Below are 25,605 nucleotides of genomic sequence, written 5' to 3'. Positions count from 1 at the left end.
CATGGGTGATAATGGGCACATGAATTTTTTGAAGGGTGGGGGTTTGGATGGTACCAATGGCTATTGACGAGGCCGACCAATCGGATGCCGGGGAATTTTCCGAGGGCAAGGCATCCGATTCCGCGTCGGGGGAACGATCGGATCCGAGCGTGGACTCACACGTTCGGGTTGGCGAGTATACGTGGGCTGACTTCATGGAGGAGTACGGATACGGCGACGAAGTTTCGACGCTGTATTCGGGGGCCGGTTCCAGAGATCCCAGCGATCAACTCGGACTGGATACCGACGAAGGCACCGGAGCAGTGCCGCGTGCCGACGACTGGGACCGCGTCGCGTTCGATCCCGAGGCGTATCTCGGGTTTCAACCGGACGACGTTCCCGAACAGATTCTCCCAATCTGTGGGACCAAATCCGAACGCCTCCACGACCACTTTCTCGAGCACTGTGATCCCGAGACGACGCCGGTCGTCAAGGACGTCTGGTCGTGGGAACACTACAAGTGGGAGAACTACTACGACGAAAACGGCAGTCGGCCACGCGACAGCAACGGGGAGATAGTCCCGTTCGACGGAGAGGAGGCGCTCGGGTTCGATCCCGACCGCGTCGAAGAACAGCTCTCACTCGGTGACGACATCGCGATGGCCCTAGACGAGGTCGTCGAGGAACGGACGGTCTCCGTCCAAGAGGAGATCGACGAGGACGAGTTCTTCTCGACCGATGCCGGAAACACGACCGTCACCAACCGGTACGACCTCGAGAAGGCAGTGCCACTCGAGAAGAAAAGCCACTTCAAGGAGATCGAGCGCTACTGGGTGAACAAACCCTACGCTTGGGTCATCATCTTCCACTCCGAGCGGGAAAACGAGAAAAAGTACTACGTCATCGAGCCGTATCTAAACGAGATCGAACTGGAACTCAAGGAGTTTCTCACCGGCAAACTCCGGCGGGCGATCAAATACTCCGAGGAAGGGATCAAGGAGAAAGCGAGCGAGGAAGGGCGTCGAACAGTCATCGAAGACGAGACGGCTGCTGACGCGGTACGATCTCTTCGAGAAGGTAAGCGGAAACACGAAATCGGGCTTTCTCGCGTCGCTTCAGTCGGCGCTCTCGAGTGACGAAGAGATGGATTCGCAACCGGACGATCTCGACGGGATCGAGGTTCGACCGGAGCCGCTCATCCTCGACGAAGATCCGGATACGCTAAACGAGTACCAGGTCGAAAAACTGCTGTACCTGCTCAAACGTGATTTCATCGGATACGAACGGATCGACGGAATCAAACACGACATCAACGTCGAGGACATCTCCTGTGACGGCTACAACTCGCCGGTGTTCGTCTACCACTCGGAGTACGAACAGATCATCTCGAACATCTATCACGGCGAGGACGAACTCGACGACTTCGTCGTCAAACTCGCCCAGCGATCCGGGAAAGGGATCAGCAAACGACTGCCACAGGTCGACGCGACACTCCCGGACGGATCGCGTGCGCAGCTGACTCTCGGCAAGGAGGTTTCCGACCACGGAACCAACTACACCATCCGTCAGTTCAAGGACGTTCCGTTCACCCCGATCGACCTCATCAACTGGAATACGTTCAGTTTGGACGAGATGGCGTTTCTCTGGTTGGCGATCGAGAATCACAAAAGCCTGATCTTCGCCGGTGGTACCGCATCCGGGAAGACCACGTCGCTGAACGCCATCTCGCTCTTTATTCCAAGTGACGCGAAAATCGTCTCCATCGAGGACACCCGCGAGGTCGAACTCCCACAGCGCAACTGGATCGCCAGCGTCACTCGCCCCTCGTTCAACGACGACGCACAGGGTGACGTCGACGAGTTCGACCTCCTCGAGGCCGCGCTCCGACAGCGACCCGACTACATCGTCATGGGTGAGATCCGTGGTGAGGAAGGCCGAACGCTGTTTCAGGTGATGTCGACCGGTCACACCACGTACACCACCTTCCACGCCGACTCCGTCGACGAGGTGTTAAAACGGTTCACGACGGATCCGATCAACGTCTCGAAGACGATGTTCACCGCGCTCGATCTGGTCTCGATCCAGACGCAAACGCGGGTTCAGGGGACGAAGGTTCGTCGAAACAAATCGCTCACCGAGATCAACCACTACGAGGCCGAACACGACGAGATCAACGTTCAGGACGTCTACCAGTGGCAGGCCGAGACCGACGAGTTCCTCAAGATGGGTGATTCGAACACCTTAGAGGAGATCCAGTTCGACCGCGGATGGAGTACGGAGAAACTCCAGGAAGAGCTGTTCAAGCGCGAAGTGATCCTCGCGTACCTCATCAAAAACGAGTTGAACACGTACGCCGAGGTTGCGGCGACCGCCCAGGCGTTCATCAACGATCCCGACACGATCCTCACGCTTATCGCCAACGGCCAACTCGAGGACAGCCTGAACGACCTCCGAGAGATGGAAAGCGTGCTGATCGACGTCGACCAGGCGAAAGAGGAACAGGTTCCGCGGCCGGGAGCGACGAACGAGACGTACAACCTCTCGATGGACATCCTGGAACGAGCCGAGGAGTCGTTGTTCGACGAGTACCGCGGCAAAGTACCGAGCGGACTCGCGAGCGCACTCGGCGACGTCGAAGCCGAGGAGACGGTCGAAGTCGATCCGGACGACGAGTTCGACTTTACGAGCGGACTCGACGAGGCGGAGTGGACGTTCGAGGACGACGATTCGGCGTCCGACTCGAGTGGCGACGTCGACGATGACGACGAACCCGAGTGGTTCGGCGACGAGGACGACTTCGGGACGCCGGCGGACACCGAAGAACTCGAGCCGGTCGATCAGACAACAGATCAGTCCGCCGGCGAACGACCGACGCGAGCCGCGGGAGCGGAGACGACCGAGGGGACAGAAGCCACCGACGCGCCGGGGTCGGATTCACCGAGTTGGGAATCGGACGAAACGAAGCCGGTGACTGCGGATACCGCAGGTGGAACGGAGGTTCCGGACGACGAGACGCTGGGTGGGCTGTTCGACGACATGGACGAAACGTTGGAATCGATGGATGGACGGAGCAGTGTTCCTTCCGAGACTGAGGACGGGGAAGGCGCCAAGAACGACCCGGTGTTTCCGGATGGGAAACTCGACGCGGTGTTCGACCCCGAGCGAGACGGCGAGAAGACCTCGGCAGACTTCAGCGGAGAACTCGAGGACACCCCCGCGACCGAACCCGAGCCGACGGAGGCGGACGGTCACAACGTCACGGCCGAAGACGACTCCGAATCGATCTTCGGAACGCATCCGAACTCTCCGTTCAGAGACGACGGCGACGACGGCGGCGACGACGACAGCGGGTCCCTGTTCGGCGACCAATCAGGCGATGACGAGTCACTGTTCGACGGCGAGAGCGACGAGACCAACGACGGTGATGGGGAGACCGACACATGAGTCTTCAGACCGACGACGGGGTCGGTGGGAGCGGCGGCCTCTCTGCGGGTACGGATACGCTCGGCGATGCTTTCTTCCCGCTGTACCGCCGTCTCTTCGACGAAAACAGCGAATTCGTCTCCGACGTCGAGACCAAACTCGCGCAGGCACGGATGAGCGATACCGTCGAGCTCTACCTCTCGCGAGCGCTCGGCATCGGTGTCATTTCGGGATTCGCCCTCTGGCTGATCGGGCTGGTCCTCGGTTGGGGCATCTTCGGAACGGGGCTGGTCCAGGTCGACTACCTCATCGGTATTCCGGTCGGAAACGAGACCGCACTCGCGATCATCGAGCTGCTTCGGGCCCCCGCGCTCGTGATCATCATGGGACTCGTGTTCGGGACGATCGGGTTCGTCCTCGGGTTCGGCTCGCTCGTCGCTATCCCCTACTCGCGCGTCTCGAATCGCAAACGCGAGATCAACATGTTGCTCACCGACTCGGTCTCGTTTATGTACGCCCTGTCGGTCGGCGGGCTCAACCAACTCGAGATCATCGAGGCGATGGCCGAAGCCGACGACACGTACGGAGAGGTGTCAAAGGAGTTCCAGAGCATCGTCAAAGAGACGGACTACTTCGGGGTCGACTACCGGAGTGCTATCCGAAAGCAAGCGATCGAGACGCCGAGCGACGAACTCTCTCAGTTTCTGACGGACATGCTCTCGATCGTCAACAGCGGCGGTGATATGCAGAGTTTCCTCGAGGACAAGAAGGAAAAACACATGCGGACCGCCAAACAGGAACAGGAGATCACGCTGGAGACCCTCGAACTGTTCGGGGAGATGTACATGACGCTCTCGCTGTTCCCGTTGCTGTTGATCATCATCATGGTCGTCATGCAGATGATTCCGCAGGCCGACGTGGCGGATAGTCTGCTCTTTATGACCGTCTACGCGCTGATTCCGCTAATCGGCGTCGCGTTTATCGTCCTCGTCTCGACGGTCAAACACGACGAACCCGGCGACGGCTACCTGACGATGAGTGGTACCGGTCGTCGCGTACAGGATCCGCGCGACCAGGGCGTGCTCAAACTCGGTCTGGTCAACCAGTTCACCGGCGAGCGAAGCGTCTTCGACCGAATCAAAAACCGGGAAGGCGCACACGAGACGGTGAACGTCTTGCGACGGCCACACATCTTCTTCCGTGACAATCCGATCTATACGCTCACGTTGACTGCCCCCATTTCGATCGCGATCATCGCCGTCGCGGTCGTTATCGGATCCGCACCCACGACCTGGAGCGGTCACGGCGGGATGTTAGATCACCCGATCTGGGGAACTGTCATCTACGTCTACATCCCCATGTACGTCATGGCGATCCCACTCGCGATTTTCAGTGAGTGGAACCTCAGACATCGAAACGCGGTCGTCAGTCAACTCTCGGAGGACCTTCGAAAGCTCTCGAGTTCGAACGACACCGGGCTAACCCTCCTCGAGTCGCTCAAGACCGTCTCGGATACGACCAGCGGAAAGCTGGCCCAGGAGTTCGAGATGATGCACGCGAAGGTCAACTACGGAATGAGCCTAAAGGAGTCGCTCATCGAGTTCAACAACAAGTACCACATCCCGAGACTCGCCCGAACGACCCGGCTCATCACCGAAGCACAGGAGGCATCGAACCAGATATCCGACGTGCTCCGGACGGCCGCACAGGCCAGCGAGAACCACGACGATCTAGAGCGTGAGCGACGCTCCCGAACCCGGATGCAGGTCGTCATCATCATCATGACGTTCATTACGGTTCTCGCCGTGATCGCGATCCTCAAGACACAGTTTATCGATACGATGGCCGGTCTCGAGACCGGTAACGGCGGTGCATCCGGCGGCGACGGCGAACTCGCGGACGCGGACCTAAGCGAGAACGTCGACGTTCGAATGCTGTCGGTGTTGTTCTTCCACGCGATCACGCTTCAGGGGATCATGTCCGGATTCATCTGTGGATACATCCGGAACGCGGACCTCATGAGCGGGTTGAAGTACGTGGTCATCCTGTCGACTGTGGCGCTATTTGGCTGGTCGATGGTGGCTTGAGATGAGTCGAAAGCGATCACGAACCGTTTCGGTCGGACTCGACGAACGCGGACAGACGACACAGGATTTCGTCGTCGGACTGGGGCTGTTCGTCCTCGCCGTCGCGTTCGTCTTCATGACGGTCCCGAACTTCATCGCAACCCCGACGGGATCGCTCGACGGAGGGGATCTCGCACAGGGTGATCGAGTCGCGTCGACGATCGTGAGCGAGACGGAGACGGAGACACCGAACGAACTCGACGGAACCGCCATTATCGACTACGACGACAACTACGACGACTTACACGAGGAATTCGGGCTGCGAGAGACGGACGGTGGCGATCGGTTCGATCGTGTGAACGTCACGGTTCGGGCGCTGAATGCAACGTCCGACGACGGACCGCTTCGAACGAACGACGAACCTGATTCGACTCGACATCAGGACGAACCACTGGCATTTGGTGATCGGTACGGCAATCAATCCGCGGTACAGATCAATCGAATCGTCACAGTCGAATACATCGAAGAGGACTACGACGGAACCCCAGTGAGACTCGAGGTACGGATGTGGTAACATGAACGGGAAACGACGATCACGAGACGACGAAGGCGATCGCGGACAGATGTACACCCTCGAGGGGTTCGCCGCGGCCGCGATCGTACTGTTCGCACTGTTGTTCGCGATGCAATCGGTGGTGATCGCGCCGGGAACGGGTGGTGCAGTCGACCGGACGGCTCAGGCACAACACCAGCAACAACTACAGGACGGGCTCGTCGTCTCGGCACACGCCGAGGAAGGAAACCTCTCGTCGATGGTTCTGTACTGGGCGCAGAACGGATACCTCGAGAACGAACACTTCGAGGACGAGAACGAGAGCGGCGAGTACCCGTTTGCTTTAACTGAAGTCCTCGAAGAAGAGTTTTCGGGGTCGGGGATTGGCGATGATTACACGATCGAGTTCGTCTATCAAAACGAGAGCGTGAGAAACCAGACGTACGTCAAAGAGGACACGTACACGTCCGACGATCCGGGTGCCGTGACTGCGAGTTACATAGTAACGATACACGAGGACCAGAACATGACCACAATCGAGAACGGAACCGTCGTCGATACCGAACATAACGTCACGGAGAGTGAGATACTACTGGAAGCGGATCCAGATACGGATACGGAACCGATCCACAACGTCGTGGAGGTGCGAGTGACGTCATGGTGAGGACTGACTCTCGTGACCGGGGACAGATGATCCTGATCGGTGGGATCGTCATCGCGTTCGTCATCCTCGCGACGATCGTCGCGTTCAACGGGCTCGTTCATACGGAGGAACTGTCCTCGAGTTCGACGGGACAAAGTGCAACTGATGCAGAAGTTGCCGAGTACGAAGTCGAGCAAGCGTTACAGGAAATTGCCAAAGAGGATCTCGGTCCGGATGGGTTAGCCGGAGCCATAGACAGTGAAGACGATATCGACGAAATATTGCGGGATGAAGGAGAATGGGAAGAGACGCTGAATAACCACCAAAAGTTATACAATACTATCACCAGCAGTGAACGAGTGGAAATCACCCATGCAACTCTCGATACTGATGCTACTGAGGGAGATCTCGGTGCAGTAACTGATATTACTTATCCGCAAGATTTCACCGGCAATCCTGAGGAGATACTGTATGATGGTGAACGGATTTTTTATTTTAAGATTGGGTTAGACGAATCCTCACCACAAAGTGTCGATGGTACCACTTTCGAGGTGGAAAAATCAGATGGTACTACGATAGAAATCGAAATGGAACACGATGGCCCAGGACACTCTGACACGTTCAATGTTACTGCAGATGGAAACGACTGTAGCGATATCAAAGAAGTGAATTTTGTCTCTGGTGAGACAGATCCTGTAAATCCATCTGATTGTGAAGACATGGCCGTGATTGACCCTGACGAAGAGTATGAGGAAATCAGAATAACTGATAGAAATGGGCAAATAGAATACGATCTTGTTGGTATCGGTGAGATTGAAGAAGGCGAAGAGCTTCCGGCGACACTCCATGTAGTCTACACGTACGAGTCGAACGATGCTGTAATAAACAGAACATCGACAGTTGATCTCTATGGGGGTTCACTATGAAAAGGCACGATGATGAACGTGCCCTCTCGAGTGCCATTACGCACGTCCTCACGATGGCGATGACGACGATTCTCATCGCCGGGCTATTCCTGAGTTCGGGGGCGATGCTCGAGGCACAGACCGAACGGAGTACAGAGCAGTCCCTCGAGACGATCGGCGAGCGGTTGGCGGGCGAAATCGCACACGTGGATCGGTTGGCCGACGACGGGAACGCGGTGAACATCACCACGGATCACCCACGAACCGTCGCGGGATCGACGTATCGCGTCCACCCATCGGACAACTGTGAGGGTGATCCGCTGTTGAACGACGAGGTACAGTGTCTCAACCTGACGACTGGCGGCGGCGGGACGCAAGTATTGGTCCCGTTGCCGGCTGATCTGGATATCGACCACGATAGTTCGGCATCGTCCGGCACCATCGAGATCGGATACGACCAGAGCGACGATACGATCCGCCTCCAATGATCCGAAATACGCCGAGAGGAGACCACGGGCGCCCTCACGACGAACGTGGGGTGAGCGAGTTACTCAGCTTCATCTTGATCTTCGCGATCGTCCTCACGTCCGTCGTTCTCGTCGGACTCGTTGGCTTTCAGGCGATCGAGGACTATCACGAGAACGAACGGCTCGCAAACGCTGAACGTGCCGTCGATACGTTCGCCGACAACGGCAACGAGTTCGTGCGAAGTGACGCCGTGACACACCGATCGGGTGACGTCAGGGTCAGAGGCGGGACGATCTCACCGGGTGAGGAAGGGACGAATCTCGACGTTACGGTCCGGGACAACTCCGGCGGCGAACTGTGGTCGTGGAACGACGAATACGGCTCCGACGATCTCGGCGCGTTCGTCTACGATAGCGGTGACGCCTCCGAAACGATCGCGTACGTCGGTGGCGGTGTCTTCCGCGAAAGTGACGGCTCGAGCGCCGTGATCTCCGATCCGATGTTTACCTGCCGAGAGGAGACGGCGATGATCTCGCTCGTGAAAATCGAAGACGACGGCCGATCGATCCAGAGCGCCCAACCGACCGAGTTCGAGATGGAACACCGAGACAGCACGAGAGAATATTTCGACGAGGACAACGACGACGTCGATTCCGTCGAAATCGAAGTGGACGGTGGTCCGTACGCGGACGGCTGGCAGATGTACCTCGAGAACGACGAACACTGGGACGATTCCGAAAGTCACTGGGAGTGTGACGCCGAACGAGTCTCCATCGACGTCGTCGAGATCGATATCGACTACGAGTCGCCTGACGACGACTGATCCCAGTCGCCGGTCAACAGCACACGCAGGCCCGCTCGAGCGGTGAGCGCTTCGACGCGGGCGGCGTGGTCTTCGCGGTCGCCGTTCGTCTCGAGATAGAGTCCGTTCGAGAGCTGTCGGTGGGCGTCCATCGGCGTGCCGTCCTCGCGCCGAGGCTCGTCGTTGACGACGGTGCTATCGCCGTCGGGGCCCCAGGGAAGCCTGATTCCGTAGAGTCCACGCTCGAAGAGGTACTCCGCCGCGTGGACGAGCGCCTGGTCGGATCGGGAGTGGCCGATCGCACCGATCGACCCTCGCTCGTTGAAAAATCGGGCGACGTATTCGCCGTCACCTGATGCAGTCGCCGCCTCGTCGCCGGTACCCTCGTTCTCGTCTGACTCGATATCGGCGCGGTCGTCCGCATCGGTATCGGAGTCCGTCTCGACGTACTGGTCTCCGCCGTCGTCCGGCAGATCTCTCGTCGATGCCGGCGAATCCACGCCGGAGGATTCGTCTCGTTCGGATTCCGTTTCTCGTGGCAGGTGACCGTCGATCGAGGCGTGACCGTCACTCGAGGCCATCGGTTCGCGAAATCGCAACGAGACGTCCTCGGGGTCGGGATCGAACTGATCGTGCTCGTCGCCGGAAAACGAGACGACGAGGCGGTCGAGAAACCGTTCGGTCGCGGACCTAAACTCCCCGTCGTAAGCTTCGCCGCTTCCGATCGCCGACGTCAACTGATCGACGATCGATTCGGTGAGCGCGTCGCGCTCGAGTGCGAGTTGTCTGGCGACGTACTCGCGCGAGTGGCGCTCGAAGCGTCGGCTGGAGACGTCCCTCGAAAAGTGTGCGAGCGACGATTCGTGGTCGGCTAACGACGGGAGCCGACAGGCGAGTCGGTCGACATCGGTCGTCCCCGCGAGCAAGAAGAACTCGCGTCCGTTCGTGTAGATGGTCCTGTCGACGCCGGTCCACGACATCGCCTCGAGAAGTTCCCGTGCTCGAGACTCCTCGAGTGACACGTCGTAGGGTTCGACGGCGACGAACACGGCCGGAATCGAGTCGGCCGAGAGGACGTACTCGATCCGAACGTCCTCGATACTGACGTCCGTCGTCGACTCTCGACTCAGCTCCCAGCCGAGCGTCTCGAGGAAGGGTTCGACGATCCAGGTTCGCGTTTCGCGTTCGGTCGTCGGCGCCGAAGCGTCGATCACCGTCCGCGAGCGAACGACGTACGAACGAAGGTCCGGGCCGGTCATCGTCCGTCGATAGTTGGCCGACGATCATGTAATGGTCGGTCGTAATTCACGGAAAGAGAGGACCGCGCTCAGCGACTCGCGTCCGGATCGGCGCGGCCAGCGGACGAGTCGGGCGTTGGTTCCCGCTGATAGATCCGAAGCCGTGCATCGCGGACGGCGAACGCCGAGTTCAGGTTCGGTGGAATCGTCTCGGCCTTGCCGATGACGAGGTAGCCGTTCGGCCGGAGTGACCGGGCGATAGTTTCGAGCATGGGCTGTTTGTACTCGTTGTCGATGTAGATGAACAGGTTGCGACAGACGATCAGGTCGAATCCCGATTTCGCATCGTCGTTGATCAGGTCGTGGCGTTCGAACGTGACGTTTCGTTTCGTTTCCTCGCGAATCCGGTACGTGCTGTCGTCACCGACGTCGACGTACCGGTCGTACTCGTCGAGAAACTCGAGTTGTTCCCGGACGTCGACCGTCCGTGATTCGGTGTAGACGCCGCGTCGAGCCGTCTCGAGGGCCGGTTCGCTGATGTCCGTCCCGAGAATTCGAACGCTCGACGCGTCGATCTCGGGATCGTCACGCACCAGCATCGAGAGTGAGTACGGTTCACGGCCGTCGGCACACGGGGCACTCCAGATACGGATTTCGTCGTTGGATCCGGCGACGTTTCTGAGGACGGTTCGAATCCCCGCCCAGACGTCCGGGTTTCTGAAAAATCCCGTAACGTTGATGCTCATCGCCTCGAGAAGCGCCGTCTGTTCGTCGGGGTCTCCGCGGAGCAACTCGAAGTACTCTCCGTACGTCTCAGACCGCGTTCGACGCATCCGAGAGGAGACGCGCCGGTCGAGGTAGCTGTCGTTGTAGTGACTCGTCGCGAACGCGAGCTCGTCTTCGACGAACGCGAGAAGATCCTTCAGTGCGTCCTCGCTCACAACTCCGTCACTCCGTTTTCCTCCTCGTCGGACGTCTTGACGAGGAGTCGTCCCGTCCCGGGGGTAAACTCGACGGTTCGTCCGTGGCCACCGCCGACGTCCTCCGCGACGAGTGGGACGCCGAGTTTCTCGAGTTCCTCCCTGGCGGCGTCGACGTTTCGTTGTCCGACACCCTCGCCGAAGCTATCGAACTCGAACATATCACTGCCGCCTGCGATCTTCGCTTCGACGGAGGTGTAGCTCGCACCCCGTTCGACCATCCGGCGAAGGAGTGCCCTGATCGCGGTATCAGCGTACTTGCCGGGTTTTCTGTCGCTGTTTTCGGCCGCGTCTCCGTCGGGCAACATCGCGTGTGCGAGCCCGCCGATTTCGTCGTCGGGATCGTACAACGCGATCGCGAGACACGACCCCAGTCCGTAGGATTTGAGTGTGTCGTCGCCGTCGCTGACGGCCAGTTCGGAGATACCGACCTGGACCGGAGACGGCGCGCCCGGTTCGCTTCCGTACGTCTTCATGCGTTATCGACTTCCTGAAACTCCGCCGTCGTCGGCGTCTGCTCGATTCGATCGACGTCGAGGTCGTTCAAAGCACGCTCGAGATCCGATTCGTCCGCGATCGCGTACACTTCACAGTCGAACTCCCGACCGTCGGCGACGACGAGGGTGTCGAAGACGAACGCGAACTCCTGGTTCGATCCGAGCTTGACGATGACGGGATCGACGGCCGCGGCGCCGAGATCGTGGACGAACTCGGGGGTCGAGTGATCGATCGCAGTATCGAGGACGTTCGCCCAACCGTCGAGAAAACCACTCGCCATGATGTTCCCGAGTTCCTTGATCGCGCTGGTCCCCATCTCTCCGAACCCGTCCTCGTCGACCGACGACGGCACCATCGCGTCGACGATCTCGTGTGCCGACTCCTCGTCGAACAGAAAGATTAGGTATCCACTCGGGACGCCATCGAACTCGAAGGCGACGCTCACCAGTTTTTCGTCGGGGACCTGTTCGGGAATCGTCTCGAGGGAGACGAAGTTCAGCCGGCGGATCTCGACGTTGGTTTCGATGCCCGTAAGCGTCGTCGCTGTTTTAGCGACTTCTTCGGCACCGCGTTCGGCCATTCGATCGAAGCCGTCGAGTTTGTCGTACTCGATGCCCTCGCTCGTTCGAAGCTGGTCTAGCAGTGCCCCCATCGACTCGCGTTTCGGGAACAGGTAGTGGTTGAAGCCGATCTGGGTATCGACGGCCTCGATTCGACTCTGGAAGAGCAACGCGAGGTCGTCGTCTCCGGGGGCACCGGAAACGCCATCGAAAAACGGGTCCGCGGACTCGCCTTCGACGAACTCGGGCGTCGAGACGTCGATGACGGTCTCTAATACGTCGGCCCAGCCGTCGATGAACCCGCTGTTCATGATGTGTCCGACCTCAGTCGTTGCACTCCGACTCATTCGATCGAACTCGTCGGTTCCGACGTCGAGTTCGGAATCCGGATCCGCTTCCGCGAGGAGCGTTTCGACGATCCGAATCGCGTTCTCGCGATCGAAGACGACCAGCGAGTAGCCCTCGATCGCGCCGGTGAGTTCGACCCGAACACCGACCTTCTCGTTTGCGGTTTGAAAATCCCGGCGGATCTCCCGGCCGCGCATGAAGTTTAACTTCGTCACTCCGACCCGGGTCTCGACGCCGGTCATGTGCGTCAACCGACCCGCAGCGAGTCCCGTTCCCTCCCGGGCCATTCGATAGAACGTTCCGAGTGCGTTGACGTCGAGTTTCATGCGGTTTGGACTTCGATACCGTTGACCATTTCGACGAACTCCTCGAGGTCGGGAAACGCGTAAATTTCGGCCTCGATCTGATAGCTTGGAACAGTCAGATCCGAGTCGAAGAAGAGGGCGAGGTCGTCGCCCCCGAGGCCGGCCGTTCGGGTAACGATGTCTCCACCGGGCGCGTAGACGAGCTGTGGGGCGGCGATATCGATCACCCGCCCGAGCACGTCGGCCCAGCCGTCGATGAAGCCACTCGCCATCATGTTCCCCATCTCTTCGACGGCGCTTCTGGCCATCTTCCCGGAGACGTCGGACATGTCGTCGACGACGTCGCTGAGCATGATCGCCGTGATCTTCTTCGCGCTCGCCTCGGGGAACAGGATGAGGATGTGACCGTGGGGAGGATCGAGCAGGCGAACCCGAACGCCGACGCGTTTTCCGGGATCGAGCTGTGTTTCGATATCGTCGACGTCGACGAAGTTCGTCTTCGTCACCTCCATTTGGGCGTTTTCGCCGGTCAGCTTGCTCATGTTGTCGGCGACGCCGTTCGTCCCGACTTTGGCCATTTCGTTAATGAAACTCAACTTTCGGATGTCGACCATCAACGTCATTGGATACTCCGTGAATGTTCGTGTTCGTTCATAGTGTTGTTACGTCTATGATGTTGACGACTTTACCTCTGCCACGGACGGTCGCACCGCTCAAACCGGGAACGTCGCTCATGAACCCTTCGAAGGGCTTGACGACGACCTCCTGTTGTCCGTGTACTTCATCGCAGTGAACGACGACCGGACGAACTGAGTCCCGGATCCGAACCGCAACACCGTCGCCGTTCGCGTGACTCCCCGGCGTCTCGAGGCTCTCCTCGAGATCGATTACGGGGTACGTCTCGTCGCCGACGGGAAACACCCGTTCGTCGCCGGCTGTTTCGATTCCATCCGCCGTTTCGATGTCGTGGACGGCCTCGGTCGGAATGCCGAACTCCTCGTCACCGCTTTGGACGAACAGGACGTCGTCGATCGCGATCGAGACGGGAAGCGTCATCGTGACGGTCGTACCGTCTCCGGGTTCGCTATCGATCGAGACCGTACCGTCCATATCCTCGATCGTCCGTTTGACGACGTCCATGCCGACGCCGCGACCGCTGACGTCGGTGACTTCACTCGCGGTCGAAAGCCCCGGTTGGAAGATGAGGTGGGCCGTTCGTTCGTCGGGGAGCTCTCGAGCTTCCTCGTCCGAGAGGACGCCGGCTTCGATCGCTTCCGACCGAAGTCGGTCGGGGTCGAGCCCGCTTCCATCGTCGGAGACGGTGATCGTCACCCGATTGCGCGATCGGCTCGCAGTGACGTCGACGCGTCCCTCGCGTGGCTTTCCGACCGCCTCCCGTTCGTCCGGCGGTTCGATACCGTGATCGATCGCGTTTCTGACCAGGTGGATCAGCGGATCGCGAATCCGATCGAGAATGCTCCGATCGAGTTCGACGTCCTCGCCGCGTATCTCGAAAGCGACTTCCTTGTCCTGTTCGCGTGCGATGTCACGGACGATCCGCGGAAGTCGGTTGACGACCGTCTCGAGCGGGATGAGCCGGACGTCCATGACGGTCTCCTGAAGCTCCGTCGTCAGCCCTTCCAAATCGTCGAGTTCGGTCTCGATCGCCTGGAAGTCTCGGTCGGATTCGACCTCGTGACGCAGACGGACGCGGCTCGTGACCAGCCCCTCGACGAGCGTCATCAGTTCGTCGATCTGATCGACGTCGATCCGGACGGACTGAATCCCGTCGCCATCCCGATCCCGGTCCGGATCCTCGGACGGGTCCGGAACCGTGATATCCGGAATCTCGAGCGACGGTTCGTCGACGATCCTCGGGACGTCTTTTTCGGCTTCGGTTTCGCTTTCGTCCGGTTCGTCACTCGACTCTCCCGAGTCGTCGGACGAGCGGAACTCGTCGTCGATCCCGACCCCGAACTCGGTGTCGTCCACCTCGTCGAATGCGTCCTCGCCGAAGGTCTCCTCGAAGGAATCTTGGGTGTCGTCGACGAGGTCGAGGGGATCGACTGGATCGTCGGCGTCGGCCGTCGAATCAGGGGTAGCGCTCGTATCGACGCTATCAGCGTCGTCGAAACCGTCGGACTCCGTCGAGGACGAGTAGCTGTCGACCTCGTTGTCCTCGAGGTTGGCGCCACCGGTTTCGTCGACGTTTGCGAACCCGCTCTCGTCGAACCCGTCGTTCGAAAAGCCGCCGTCGTCGCCCGAGAACTCCTCGTCAGGTTCGTCGAACCCGTCATCTTCGATTTCACCGAAGCTATCGTCGGCGGCGAACGAGTCGTCCGGTTCACCGAAGCTATCGTCGGCGGCGAACGAGTCGTCCTCGTCGAAGCCGTCGTCACCGGCCTGACTGAACCCGCTGTCGACACCACCGAACGAATCGCCATCGCTGTCGCCAAACGAATCGTCGTCGCCGAACGAGTCGTCCGACGAGTCGATCGGCGAGCTGATATCCTCGGAGTCGTCGAACGAAACCGCCGCATCGACGAGTTCGGGCTCGTAGGAGTCGGCGACGTCCCCGAACTCGTCGTCCGGGAGCTCCTCGTCCGACGGTTCGTCCGTCGATTCGCCGGATTCGTCCGACTCCTCGAGATCCGATCGGTCGTCCGATTCCGCCAGATCCGCTGGTTCGCTGGATTTCTCTCGGTCGTCGTCTTCGGTCGATACGTCGGGTTCGTCAGGCTTGGGTGTGGAGGCGACGGATGCTGGCTCCGAATCCGGCGCCGTCGGTTCGACGTCGTCTGCCTCGGCGTCCTCGCTCGAATCGCCGGCGTCGACCGAATCGGCCTCGAGGGGATCGTCCTCACTGGTCGCATTCGACGAGACGGAATCGTCGCGTACCGTCCACTCGCCGCCCGCCTCGGCGACCGATTCGGGAGACGGCTCGACCTCTTCGCTATCGCCGGGTCCAGCCGTCTCGTCCTCGATCGGATCGGCCTGCTCGTCCTCGATCGGATCGGCCTGCTCGTCCTCGATCGGATCGGCCTGCTCGTCCTCGATCGGATTGGCCTGCTCAGCATCGACGTGCTCGTCGGTGAACGTGACCTCGGCGTCGACCGACTCCGCTTCCGGTTGGTCGTCGGGAACGTCACTGCCGAGGGCGCCGTCGTCCGCTTCTATCTCGTCACCGAGGAGTTCGTCCATGCTGACTTCCTCCTCGTCGTCGAACTCGTCGAACTCGAGTTCCTCGAGTTCCTCTTGAAGCTCGTCGAACCCGACGGTGTCGACCTCTTCTTTGAGCTCCGCGAAGACGGCTTCGGCGTCCTCGACCTCTTCGTCCGCGCCCGTGTCGGACGCGGAGTCGCCGACGGAGTCAGAATCCTCCGCTCGAGATGGGGACTCGTCGGTCGCTTCGCCCGACGCGTCTTCGGCCTGTTCGAACAGGTCGTCGAACGAACCGGCCTCGCCCATCTCGTCGAAGACGTCGAGGTCCTCGTCGGCTTCGACCTCCTTTATTTTCTCGTCTAAGTCGTCGAACTCGTCGAACTCGTCGAGGAGTTCGTCGACGCCAAGATCTCGAGCCTCGTCCGAAGAGATGTCCGCACGGTCGACGTCTTCGGCGAGCATCCCGGCCTCGGCTGGCAGGTTCTGATCGTCGTCTCGAGATGCGGCGGCGAGTTCGTCGCTCACCTCGCGGATTTCGAAGGCCGTCACCTCCTCGACGGACTCGAGTCCGGAGACGATCGCACGCTCACCGACGGCACAGCCGAACACCGCGTCGAACTGGCCGCCGTACGTCCCATCCGTGATGCGTTCTGCGGAGGGAACCGTCCCGATCAGATCGAAGGCGTCGATCAACGCGTCGACGACCAACGATCCGTTCGTCGGGGCGGAGTCGTCGACGTCAGCCTCGGTGATCGCGACCCGGGCGAGATAGGCGTCGTGGCTCCCGTCTTCCGGTGGATCGAATCGCGACAGGATCGAAGGGATCTCCTCGTCTCCCGGCGGGTCGACCGACGTCGTCACCGACGTCTCGAGATGATCACGAAGCGTCCGGATCGTCGGCGATGGATCCGTCTCGATTTCGCCGTCGGCATCGACCTCGTCGACCATCGTCTCGAGTTCGTCGACGGCGTCGAAGACGTCGTCCATCAGTTCGGACGTGACGTCGATCTTGCCGGCGCGGACTGCCTCGAGGAGATCCTCTATCGCGTGTGCGAGGTCACTTGCCGACTCGAGGCCGGCCGCGCCGCAGTTGCCCTTGAGCGTGTGTGCGATGCGGAAGATGTTCTCGACTGCGTCCTCGTCGTTCGGCTTCCGCTCGAGGGTCAACAGCGCGTTGTTCAACTGGGTGATTCGCTCGTGACTCTCCTGTACGAAGTCCGTCCAGTACTCAGTCATCTGTCTCACCCGCGAATGTGGCGATGATCTCCTCGGCAAGTTCGGTCGAAGGAACGACGTCGTCGACACAGCCGGTCCGAATTGCCTGACAGGGGATTCCGAAAACTGGGCTCGTTTCTTCGTCCTGTGCAATCGTGTGTCCGCCGGCGGCGGCGATCGCTTCGATTCCGGCCGCACCGTCCCGGCCCATGCCGGTCAAGACGACGCCACAGATCGGGTCAGTGACTCGTTCGGCGACGCTTTTCATCGTGACGTCGATCGACGGTTTGACACCGTGGACCGGATCGTCGTCGTCGAGGCGGAGCCGAAGGTTTCCACAGACGTTGTTCGATACCTCGAGGTGGCTCCCGCCTGGGGCGACGGCGACCTCTCCGGGGCCGATCCGGTCGCCGTCGGCCGCCTCCCGAACGTCGTACTCGCTTACGGTCTCGAGGCGCCGTGCGAATCGATCGGTAAACGCCGCCGGCATGTGCTGGACGATCAGCAGTTTCGCCTCGAGTTCTCTCGGGAGTCGTTCGAGCAGTCGCTCGACGATCTTCGGACCGCCCGTCGACGCGCCGACGACGATGGTCGGATCGGCGTCCGAGTTGGCCGGAACGTCGACGGGACGAACCGTCGGCGTCTGGGCCGACTGCGTTCCGGTTGGACCGGCACTCGGGTTCGATTCGATCCCGTCGCTCCCGGCCTGCGTGACGGTTCCGGACGCGGTCACTTGCCCCGACTGGGTCGACCGGACCGATCGCGCGGTCGACGTCGTTCGCGCGACGGCCAATGACGAAACGTCAGCGTCGTCGAGCGCCTCGACCTTTTCGAGGAGTTCGTCCGCGAGGTGGGCAACGTTTCTCGATCCGGATCCGTCCGGTTTCGAGAGAAAATCGACCGCGCCGCGCTCGAGTGCGTCCAAGGTCGCTTCCGCACCGGCCTCCGTATACGCACTGAGCATGACGATCGGCGTCGGATTCGTCGCCATAATTCGCTCGACGGCCTCGATCCCGTCCATCTCGGGCATTTCGACGTCCATCGTCACGACGTCGGGATCGAACGTCGACACCGCCTCGAGCGCGTCGACTCCGTTTTCGGCCGTTTCGACCTCGTATCCGCCACCGGTGAGTGCGTTGTCGATAACCGTTCGCATGAACCGGGAGTCGTCGACAACGAGTACTCGCGTCATGCCGCGGCGACGTCCGTGAGAGCCTTTCTGACGCTCGGTTCTTCGAACGGTTTCGTCACGTAGCCGTCCGCACCGGCTTTCACCGCGAGTTTCATCTTCTCCCGTTGCCCGACGCTCGTACACATGATCACGCGGGCGGCCGGGTCGATTTTTTTGATCGCCGCGGTGGCCTTGATCCCGTTACACTTCGGCATGACGATGTCCATCATGACGATGTCGGGATCGTGTTCTTTGTACAGCTTTACTGCCTCAGCACCGTTCGTTGCCTCTCCAATGATGCGGTAATCCTGCTCTAAAATTTGTCGCAGTAGATTCCGCATAAAATGAGAGTCGTCTACGATGAGAACCCCTGTCGACATTCAGTAGTACACCGACCGATAATACAAATAGAACTACTATAAATGCTGTCTCCCGGTTATCAATCGTGATAACAATCGGATAGCGCCAAAATCGACGCCTCGCTATCGCTCCGGTAATTCTGTGGGGACTGAGCGAGAAGAGACGAATTACGCCTCCCGGCGAGTGGCCCGGTCGGAGACGAGGTGGCCGGACGCGGCGAGGAGATTCTCCACGTTGACCAGCGGAATCACGTCGACGACGATCTGTGTCGTCTGTTCCGGACGGCCCGACGTCGAGGCGTCGGTCGGTTCGTCGCCGAGATCAGTCGTCGAAGCTGTCTGGGCGACACCGGCGACAGCTTCTGTGGTCGATCCCGCCTGCTCGTCGCTACGGAGGCGCCGCGGCGACCGCTGTTCGCGTTCGACGAGCGCGTCGACCAACGGATGCTCGAGCGGTTCACTCGAGTAGCCCCGCTTTTCGACGTCGTCCGGGGCCAACACGTCGCGTTCGGGGATGGATTCGACGCTGAGAACGTCGTCGATTCTGGCCGCGGCGGACTGTTCGTCGCCGGGCGTGTCGAAGACGAGTAGCTGTTCCCGGCCCGGACGATCCTCGGAGACGGGAAAGTGGGCCGTGATGTCGATCACGGCCGTTATTTCCCCCCGAAGATCCGTCATACCCTCGATGGCAGGCGGCGTACGCGGTACCCGAGTCAGATCGTCCGGAACGTCGGTGATCGTTCTGACGTCGTCGACCGGGACCGCGAGTCTGTGTTCGCCGATTCCGAACAGGACCAACCGAACGAGTTCCTCCGCCCTTTCCGTTCGATTCGCCGTTTCGGGTTGTTTTCGGTTCTCCGCGGCACCGATATCGATTCCGAGGAGCTTTTCGGGTAGGTCCGGGGCCATCGTTCTTACTCGTGTATCTAATCCCAGCCATAAAACGTTGACTCTCGCTTGAATGTCCCAATGACACGTTCGACCACCCCTGATCAAAACACTTATTTACACACTCGAGTCGGGTTAGATGACGATGGTATCGTTCTCAAAACGAGATGGAAACGACAGCGAACCGGACCGGGTTACCGTTCTCAGCTTCGGCCTCGCCGACCAGCGATACTGCGTTCGGGTCGACGCCGTCGTGTCCGTACTCGGCGTCGGAGATACGACCACCTTAGACGACGCCGAAGACCCCTGGAACGCCGGATCGACGACGGTCGACGGCGAGCGGATCCGCGTCGTCGACCTCCAGCGCATCTTCGGGGCGACGAACCGGACCCCGGATCGTGCCGACGATTCCGAACTGCTCGTCCTCACTGAGACGGACGCGGCCGACCTCCGGTACGGCTGGCTGGTCGACGACGTCGACGTGACGAGAACGGTGTCGACAGCGGATTTAGAGCCCGCCCGCAGGAGCGCCCGATTCGTCAGGGGACGTTTCGAGTTCGACGGTCAGGAAGTCGTCTGGCTCGACGAACACGAGATGCACCGGTAGCGGTAATCGCACCCGAAACTGAAGAGCGTATCCGTTGACCGCCGTCGGGTTCGGTCATCGGTCGACGCCGTGGACGGGACTGTCCTTGCGCTCGAGACGGTCGCGGCGATCGAGACTCACCGAAGGCCGGGTGGCGGTCCGTCGTTGTCGTCGTCCTCGATATCGACGTCCAGACCGAGTTCCTTTCGTTGTTCCTCGAGGCGTTTTACCTGTCGGTAGTAGTAGCCGATTCCTGCACCCCCGAGTACCACCGCGACGACGACGAGTCCGGCGAACAGCGGGATGTCCTGTGTGCGGTAGAACCGGACCGAGACCGTGCTGTCGACGTTCTCCCAGGTTAGTCGTTCCTGGTCGTCGACGATATCTCGCTCGTACCCGCCAGGATTGACGTCGCCAAACAGCAGGTTCGAGGTCCGATACCCCTCGGGAATCGTGAGGTCGTAGGAGCCGTCGGTGTACGCCGGAAGTTGGAACGTGCGCGATCCAGCTTCGCCGGAGATCGCGAGCGTCCCGTTTCCGTCCGGGACGCGAACCTCGGTACTCGAGCGACTCTGATCGATCTCGAGTTCCGAGCCGGTGAGTTCTGTATCGTTGGGATACCAGTAGCGAACGCTGTGGATGTCGAGGGCCTCGTCGCGGTAGATGTTCGACCGGTGCATCGACAGCTCCTCGGTTTCGTTCAGGTCGTATACCGCCCGGAACTCGCCGCTTCCGATGATTCCGCCGCCTTCGATGTCGACGGCGACGTCGGCATCCCGATCGCGGAGGTCGTCGTACTCCTGTTCTCGGTCGAGTTCCTCGTCGGAGATGCCGCCAAAGATCATCGAACAGCCGGCTAAGCCGACCAGCAACCCGACCGCGACGACGGCGAGAACGAGCCGTTTGTTCATACTAGGGGACGACACACCGGAGCTCCGCGGGCAGATACTCACCGACGCTCGCGAGCAAGCCCGGCGGGTCGGTACTTTCGGTACAGACCACGCTCTGTTCTAAGAGGCCGAGTCGTTCGACGGTGACGTAGTCCTGTGCGTGACCCGCCCGGTTGAGCGTCGCACGAACCTCCGCGCGCGTCGCGCAGTTGACGTTCAACCGGCCGTTTCCGCGACTCCAGTCGTAGAGTCGGTCGCGTTCAGCATCGGCGAGTCGTGAGGGGACGGCGTCATCGTCCGCGCTCCCGTCAGCACCGCCGTAGACGAACTGCAAGGGCACGTGCTGGACTAGGCCGTACCGATCGCGGATCTGCTCGGCCGATCCGGGCCCGAGACCCAGTTCGTCGGTCGGGATCCGAACGCCGTCTCCCTGTCCCGCGTCGAGGACGAATCCCGACTCGTCCCACGACTCGAGCGTTCCGACGTAGGTCTCGCCGGCCTCGAGGTCGGGGACGATCTCGCCGAACTCCTCGCGAAGGACGTTTCGCGCGACGGTGGCGTCTTCGCCTTCGATGGTCACCGACGGGAACTCGTCGTGTCTGACCCCGAGATCGAACTCGACTGCGAGGTCGCCGACCTCGTTGTCGACCAGGGACCTGAGCGAATCGAGCGCACGCTCGCGGGCGTCACCCTCCACGTACAGCTTCGTTGCGAGTACAACCATCAGGCGTCCGCGTCGATGTTGAGTTCGTTCTCGAGCGCCGCGAGACGGTCCTCCATCGCGGTGACGAGTCTGTCGTTGTCCATCGATTCGAGCGGCGATCCACACTCCGGACATTCGAAGCCGAAGTCCATCGCCTCGCCGAACTCGAAGCGGATCGAACAGATCTCACAGAGGTAGAACTCGTGGTTGCGTTCGTACTCCTGACGATCCTCTAGGGCGTCGTGGAGGCGGTACATCTCTTCTTCTAAGTTCTCCGGGATGTTGTCGTACTCGAACGTCCAGAGGTACGTGAGCCATCCGGAGTCCTCATCGCGCAGCCGGCGGTAGCTGGCGAGATCGTTCTCGTACAGGATAAACAGCGCCCGGCGGACGTCGTTCAACTCGAGATCCAGATCCTCGGCGAGTTCCTCGTCGGTCACTTCTCCGTCCGGGGGTGCGGCCGCGACGGGCATCCCCTTTGGACCGACCAACTCGTGTAAGTACTTCTGGATGACCGGATCCTCGAGCAGGTCCTCAAAAGCCATTACCTAACCGTAGCGCCATATCGCCATTAAGTCTTTTGAGCCACGCCTCGAGCGACCACCGCTCGCCGGGCGGCGTCGCGTCCCGGTGTAGACTCCCGTCAACGGCTGCGAGGAACCGACTGCCAGTCGATCAGGCGTCGTCTCCGGCGTGTACCTCCCACTCGAGCGAAACGGTGATCTCCTCGCGGTCGCCACCGAGCATCGGCGAGCGTTCGTCGACTTCGATCCTGTACTCGAGGACGGAACTCGGCGAGAGCGTCAACATCTTGTTTCCGACGTGAACGTCGGCGTGGGTATCGCCGCGTATCTCTCGGGCGAGTTCCTGGAGCAGGTCGGCCGCCTCGTCGCGCGAGACCTCTTCGTCGTGAGCGGTGGTTTCGCCCATGGATCGAGTGCCACCGAACGGACACAAATAGTTTGGCTACGAACAGGCAGGTTCGACCGGCCCGGTATCTCCTCGTTCGGCGGCCGAGACAGCCGCTGAGAGGAGACAGTGTGGCGGTGCCCGCGACTCTCGTGCGGTCTGTTGTAACGATGTACCGGTACAACCGCGACCCGCCCTACGGTTCACTGCCAATGACTGATACGGTCTGCTGTCAGTCATTTTCGGTGCGACCGCGATCCGTCCTGCGGTCGCACCGGTAAATCGTTACAGCAGACCGTATCAATCGTCTTCGCCTCGAACCGTTCGCCAGCCGACGACGAGAAAGACCGCCACGAGCGCCAGCGTGAGCCCGGACGTCAGCCCCATCGCGAACGCGGCGGGCAACGTGTGTCCGGTCACGAGCAGGCCCACGACGTTTACGACGACGAGGATCGCTCCGAACAGGTACCACTCTATGGCCGTTCTCGGCAACGACGCGATCGAACTCATACGAAGAGTGCGGTCCGGACGGATGAAAAAGTACTCCGATTCGATGGCGGTCGGACGGGCTCGACGGATCCGTCGGCCGGCCGTCGGACCCGGCCACGGCGCACCCGACTACGGTGGTCGTTTCGCACCGCGACCAACGCGGGGAGAGATGCGCGTGAGCGACCGGTACGTTTACCTGGGAAATAGTCGCATCTTCGACAGATGTTCCGTTCAGCAGTTCGACAAATACGGGACAGATTCGACTCTGGCAGCATCGTCGTCGCCGTTCTCGTCGTGGCCGTCTTCTCGGTTTTCGGCCTCGAGGTGGCCGCGACCGACCTCGTCGGATCGGTCGTCGCCGTCGTCCTGATCGCCCCGCTTTTTGGCTACCTCGTGGAACGTTAGGACGTCGACTTCGGGTACCTCGTAATCTCGCTGGGGGTAGTCGTCGGCTGGGGAGGGCTCGGCCACCTCCAGAGTGGCGTCGGCTGGCTCGGCTGGGCATTACTCGCGCTTGGCGCATGGCTCTGTCTCGAGGGACTCGATCGTCTCCTAAGCCACGCTCGGACCGACGAGGCCTGTAGCGACGTCCCTGGAGAGACCAAAAACGGCGACGTCCTCGGAGAGACTGAAACCGAGAAAGCAGACGACCTCTCGAGGGCGGAACTCGCCGAACTGAACGAGTGCAATCGCCGATTGGCCGAGACGCTTCGTGATGCCGATCATCCGTTGTCGGCCGACGAAATCCGGTCGCGGGCGACCCTCACCACGGGGGAGCTCGACCGCCTGCTCGGGATCCACGGCGAGTCGGGGCGATCGGTCGCGTCGGGACCGGATACGTCCTCGAGGAACGCGAGACCGGCGTTACGGGCATCCTGCAGACGGCCGGACGACGGCTTCTCCGGCCGGTTCGCGTGCTTCGCCCGACTCGGCGAGCCTGACGCGAGGACGGCGTGACAGAACTGGCGTGAGGCTGACTCGAGAAGCTACCGATCGTCGTCGACCGGTTCGACGCGTTTGCCCGTCTCCATCGGAATCACTCGGTGTTCGGCTTCGGTCCACTCGCGCTCGAGTTCTCGCCCCTCGAACAGCCGGTCGAGGAAGACGGCGAGGCCGGCGACCTCGGAGTGGGGTTGGTTCGTGACGCCGACGTTCCAGTCGGCGGCCTCGTAGACGTCGAAGGAAACCTTCTCCGAGCCGACGACGAGCAACAGCGCCTCCCCGTCCTCGCGGTGGGCCGTCCGAATCTCGCTTTCGACGTCCTGGACGCGTTCGCCATACATCGTCAAGTGGACGACCTGGCCGTCCCACTCGCGGATAATGGCGTTCGGAGAGTCCGTGAGTTCGACCGTAAACGGCCCCCCGAACCGGTCGGTGATGTCCGCGACCGTCTCGAGGGACTGGCCGGCGTTGTCGGGGACGTAGACGCGGTCAGCGCCGAGGGCGCGGGCGGTCAGCCCGACGTGGGTCGTCATCCGCTCGTCGCGGCCGGGCCGGTGGCCCAACCGGAGGACGGCGACCTCGGGTTCGTCGTGCATACCGGATCAACTCGGGGACGAGGTTAGGGGGTTTCGTTTTGCCGACAGGCTTTTTCGCGACCCCGCCGAATCGATCGGTCGATGACCGAATCCGAGCGAACGAGGGTGATCGAGCCGTGACGTCTGTTCGCGGCTGGCTCGAGGAGGCCAGAGCCCAGCGGTGGGGGATGTTCGTCGACCTCGTGTTCGCCGTCGGCTGGGTGACGATGGTTCACCTCCTCTTTGCGGTGCTCGAGGGGCCCGACTGGGCTTATTACGTGTTCATGCTCGCCGGGATCGTCGCTTACTTCGGCTTCGTCACGAGCCTCGAGCACGCGACGGAAGAACGCGACGGACCGGAGAACTGAGGCGGACTGTTAAATTCCTTCTCGAGGAGGGACGTGGTCGGGAGTCGGACGTGGTCGGAAGTCGAACCGGGCTACGAATCCGACGCTGGCTCGAGCCCGCGTTTCTCGCCAATCCGTCAGTCGTCCTCCCGGACGTCCACGACGAGGACGGGGACGTCTGTCGTCCTGAGCGTTCGTTCGGCGACGCTTCCCAGCAGGGCACGACGGACGCCGCCGCGGCCCGCAGAGCCCATGACGATTAGATCGACGCCGTGGTCGTCGGCGTACGTCGCGATTCGTTTGTGCGGGTTGCCAGCGACGATGGCCTCCGTGACGTTCAGGTCGCGTTCGACCGCCGCCTGACTGACGTGTGAGACCGCGTCGTTCGCCCGTTCGCGGAGTTCCGGGAGGTCGTCCAGGTCGCCCTGTCTCAGGCGGTCGATCTGTTCGGTGCCGACCGCGACGTCCATGGCACTGAGATCGACGACGTACAGCGCGTGGAGATCGGCGTCGTACGTCGCCGCGAGGTCGACCGCGTGTTCGATCGCGTTTTCCGCCACCGCGCTTCCGTCCGTCGGAACGAGGATCGTATCGTACATGG

The 25,605-nt window shown here is 60.9% G+C and carries 26 protein-coding genes and 1 pseudogene; 9 read left to right on the top strand and 18 right to left on the bottom strand.

What is annotated here, in order from left to right; all coding sequences use genetic code 11:
• Positions 1–56 precede the first annotated feature (56 nt).
• The 7 genes and pseudogenes from AB7C87_RS01515 to AB7C87_RS01485 form a co-directional block, all read left to right on the top strand.
• Positions 57–3,138: pseudogene (locus AB7C87_RS01515) on the top strand (type II/IV secretion system ATPase subunit); the annotation flags it as partial.
• A gap of 281 nt (positions 3,139–3,419) precedes the next feature.
• Positions 3,420–5,489, top strand: a complete 2,070-nt coding sequence (locus AB7C87_RS01510) for a type II secretion system F family protein (RefSeq protein WP_369727635.1) — start codon at positions 3,420–3,422, stop codon at positions 5,487–5,489.
• 1 nt (position 5,490) lies between these two features.
• Positions 5,491–6,042, top strand: a complete 552-nt coding sequence (locus AB7C87_RS01505) for a DUF7287 family protein (RefSeq protein WP_369727634.1) — start codon at positions 5,491–5,493, stop codon at positions 6,040–6,042.
• Between the two features lies 1 nt (position 6,043).
• Complete coding sequence (locus AB7C87_RS01500) at positions 6,044–6,685, top strand: DUF7288 family protein (protein ID WP_369727633.1); 642 nt, start codon at positions 6,044–6,046, stop codon at positions 6,683–6,685.
• A complete protein-coding gene (locus tag AB7C87_RS01495) occupies positions 6,679–7,590 on the top strand; it encodes a hypothetical protein (protein WP_369727632.1) in 912 nt (303 codons plus the stop codon). Before AB7C87_RS01500 ends, AB7C87_RS01495 begins: the two co-directional genes overlap by 7 nt.
• The gene (locus AB7C87_RS01490; protein WP_369727631.1) at positions 7,587–8,057 is read left to right on the top strand and encodes a DUF7266 family protein; all 471 of its coding nucleotides are present in this window, start codon (positions 7,587–7,589) and stop codon (positions 8,055–8,057) included. Before AB7C87_RS01495 ends, AB7C87_RS01490 begins: the two co-directional genes overlap by 4 nt.
• 50 nt (positions 8,058–8,107) lie before the next feature.
• Complete coding sequence (locus AB7C87_RS01485; protein WP_369727630.1) at positions 8,108–8,860, top strand: DUF7289 family protein; 753 nt, start codon at positions 8,108–8,110, stop codon at positions 8,858–8,860.
• Here the strand turns inward: AB7C87_RS01485 and AB7C87_RS01480 are convergent.
• From AB7C87_RS01480 to AB7C87_RS01440, 9 genes are all read right to left on the bottom strand, one after another.
• Entirely contained in the window at positions 8,836–10,098 is a 1,263-nt protein-coding gene (locus AB7C87_RS01480) for a hypothetical protein (protein ID WP_369727629.1), read from the bottom strand. The genes AB7C87_RS01485 and AB7C87_RS01480 overlap by 25 nt on opposite strands.
• A gap of 68 nt (positions 10,099–10,166) precedes the next feature.
• Complete coding sequence (locus AB7C87_RS01475) at positions 10,167–11,018, bottom strand: CheR family methyltransferase (RefSeq protein ID WP_369727628.1); 852 nt, start codon at positions 11,016–11,018, stop codon at positions 10,167–10,169.
• Entirely contained in the window at positions 11,015–11,533 is a 519-nt protein-coding gene (locus AB7C87_RS01470) for a chemotaxis protein CheD (protein ID WP_369727627.1), read from the bottom strand. Before AB7C87_RS01470 ends, AB7C87_RS01475 begins: the two co-directional genes overlap by 4 nt.
• Positions 11,530–12,789: a chemotaxis protein CheC gene (locus tag AB7C87_RS01465; RefSeq protein WP_369727626.1), complete on the bottom strand. Its 1,260-nt coding sequence runs from the start codon at positions 12,787–12,789 to the stop codon at positions 11,530–11,532. The genes AB7C87_RS01470 and AB7C87_RS01465 overlap by 4 nt, the downstream gene beginning before the upstream one ends.
• Complete coding sequence (locus AB7C87_RS01460; protein ID WP_149080464.1) at positions 12,786–13,391, bottom strand: chemotaxis protein CheC; 606 nt, start codon at positions 13,389–13,391, stop codon at positions 12,786–12,788. Before AB7C87_RS01460 ends, AB7C87_RS01465 begins: the two co-directional genes overlap by 4 nt.
• A gap of 28 nt (positions 13,392–13,419) precedes the next feature.
• Positions 13,420–17,166 (bottom strand): ATP-binding protein, encoded by a 3,747-nt coding sequence (locus AB7C87_RS01455; protein WP_369727625.1) that lies wholly within the window; start codon positions 17,164–17,166, stop codon positions 13,420–13,422.
• On the bottom strand, positions 17,159–18,337 hold the full coding sequence (gene cheB / locus AB7C87_RS01450) for a chemotaxis-specific protein-glutamate methyltransferase CheB (protein ID WP_369727624.1): 1,179 nt from the start codon (positions 18,335–18,337) through the stop codon (positions 17,159–17,161). The genes AB7C87_RS01455 and cheB overlap by 8 nt, the downstream gene beginning before the upstream one ends.
• Complete coding sequence (cheY, locus tag AB7C87_RS01445) at positions 18,334–18,696, bottom strand: chemotaxis protein CheY (RefSeq protein WP_369727623.1); 363 nt, start codon at positions 18,694–18,696, stop codon at positions 18,334–18,336. Before cheY ends, cheB begins: the two co-directional genes overlap by 4 nt.
• Before the next feature lie 147 nt (positions 18,697–18,843).
• On the bottom strand, positions 18,844–19,584 hold the full coding sequence (locus tag AB7C87_RS01440) for a chemotaxis protein CheW (protein WP_369727622.1): 741 nt from the start codon (positions 19,582–19,584) through the stop codon (positions 18,844–18,846).
• Positions 19,585–19,708: 124 nt separating this feature from the next.
• On the opposite strand from AB7C87_RS01440, the gene AB7C87_RS01435 reads away from it, so the two are divergent.
• The gene (locus AB7C87_RS01435) at positions 19,709–20,170 is read left to right on the top strand and encodes a chemotaxis protein CheW (protein WP_369727621.1); all 462 of its coding nucleotides are present in this window, start codon (positions 19,709–19,711) and stop codon (positions 20,168–20,170) included.
• A gap of 116 nt (positions 20,171–20,286) precedes the next feature.
• Here AB7C87_RS01435 and AB7C87_RS01430 read toward each other — a convergent pair whose 3' ends face one another.
• The 8 genes from AB7C87_RS01430 to AB7C87_RS01395 all read right to left on the bottom strand — a co-directional run bounded on the left by AB7C87_RS01430 (position 20,287) and on the right by AB7C87_RS01395 (position 24,678).
• The gene (locus AB7C87_RS01430) at positions 20,287–21,060 is read right to left on the bottom strand and encodes a DUF5803 family protein (RefSeq protein ID WP_369727620.1); all 774 of its coding nucleotides are present in this window, start codon (positions 21,058–21,060) and stop codon (positions 20,287–20,289) included.
• Between the two features lies 1 nt (position 21,061).
• Entirely contained in the window at positions 21,062–21,763 is a 702-nt protein-coding gene (locus AB7C87_RS01425; protein ID WP_369727619.1) for a DUF2110 family protein, read from the bottom strand.
• Positions 21,763–22,287, bottom strand: a complete 525-nt coding sequence (locus AB7C87_RS01420) for a transcription factor (RefSeq protein WP_369727618.1) — start codon at positions 22,285–22,287, stop codon at positions 21,763–21,765. The genes AB7C87_RS01425 and AB7C87_RS01420 overlap by 1 nt, the downstream gene beginning before the upstream one ends.
• 130 nt (positions 22,288–22,417) lie before the next feature.
• A complete protein-coding gene (locus AB7C87_RS01415) occupies positions 22,418–22,672 on the bottom strand; it encodes an amphi-Trp domain-containing protein (RefSeq protein ID WP_369727617.1) in 255 nt (84 codons plus the stop codon).
• A 279-nt stretch (positions 22,673–22,951) separates the two neighbouring features.
• Positions 22,952–23,161: a hypothetical protein gene (locus tag AB7C87_RS01410; protein ID WP_369727616.1), complete on the bottom strand. Its 210-nt coding sequence runs from the start codon at positions 23,159–23,161 to the stop codon at positions 22,952–22,954.
• Positions 23,162–23,371: 210 nt separating this feature from the next.
• The gene (locus tag AB7C87_RS01405) at positions 23,372–23,611 is read right to left on the bottom strand and encodes a hypothetical protein (protein ID WP_369727615.1); all 240 of its coding nucleotides are present in this window, start codon (positions 23,609–23,611) and stop codon (positions 23,372–23,374) included.
• An 81-nt stretch (positions 23,612–23,692) separates the two neighbouring features.
• The gene (locus AB7C87_RS01400) at positions 23,693–23,941 is read right to left on the bottom strand and encodes a hypothetical protein (RefSeq protein ID WP_369727614.1); all 249 of its coding nucleotides are present in this window, start codon (positions 23,939–23,941) and stop codon (positions 23,693–23,695) included.
• Between the two features lie 185 nt (positions 23,942–24,126).
• The gene (locus tag AB7C87_RS01395) at positions 24,127–24,678 is read right to left on the bottom strand and encodes a tRNA (cytidine(56)-2'-O)-methyltransferase (protein ID WP_369727613.1); all 552 of its coding nucleotides are present in this window, start codon (positions 24,676–24,678) and stop codon (positions 24,127–24,129) included.
• Between the two features lie 116 nt (positions 24,679–24,794).
• Between AB7C87_RS01395 and AB7C87_RS01390 the strand changes: the two genes are divergently transcribed.
• On the top strand, positions 24,795–25,025 hold the full coding sequence (locus AB7C87_RS01390; protein ID WP_369727612.1) for a DUF8119 family protein: 231 nt from the start codon (positions 24,795–24,797) through the stop codon (positions 25,023–25,025).
• Positions 25,026–25,141: 116 nt separating this feature from the next.
• On the opposite strand, the gene AB7C87_RS01385 is transcribed toward AB7C87_RS01390, so the two are convergent.
• Positions 25,142–25,603: a universal stress protein gene (locus AB7C87_RS01385; protein WP_369727611.1), complete on the bottom strand. Its 462-nt coding sequence runs from the start codon at positions 25,601–25,603 to the stop codon at positions 25,142–25,144.
• Between the last annotated feature and the right edge of the window lie 2 nt (positions 25,604–25,605).

Origin of the sequence: Natrarchaeobius versutus (genome assembly GCF_041205745.1) — an archaeon.
In the GTDB taxonomy this organism is placed as follows: Archaea; Halobacteriota; Halobacteria; order Halobacteriales; family Natrialbaceae; genus Natrarchaeobius; species Natrarchaeobius versutus.
This window is presented reverse-complemented; position numbering and strand designations above follow the sequence as displayed.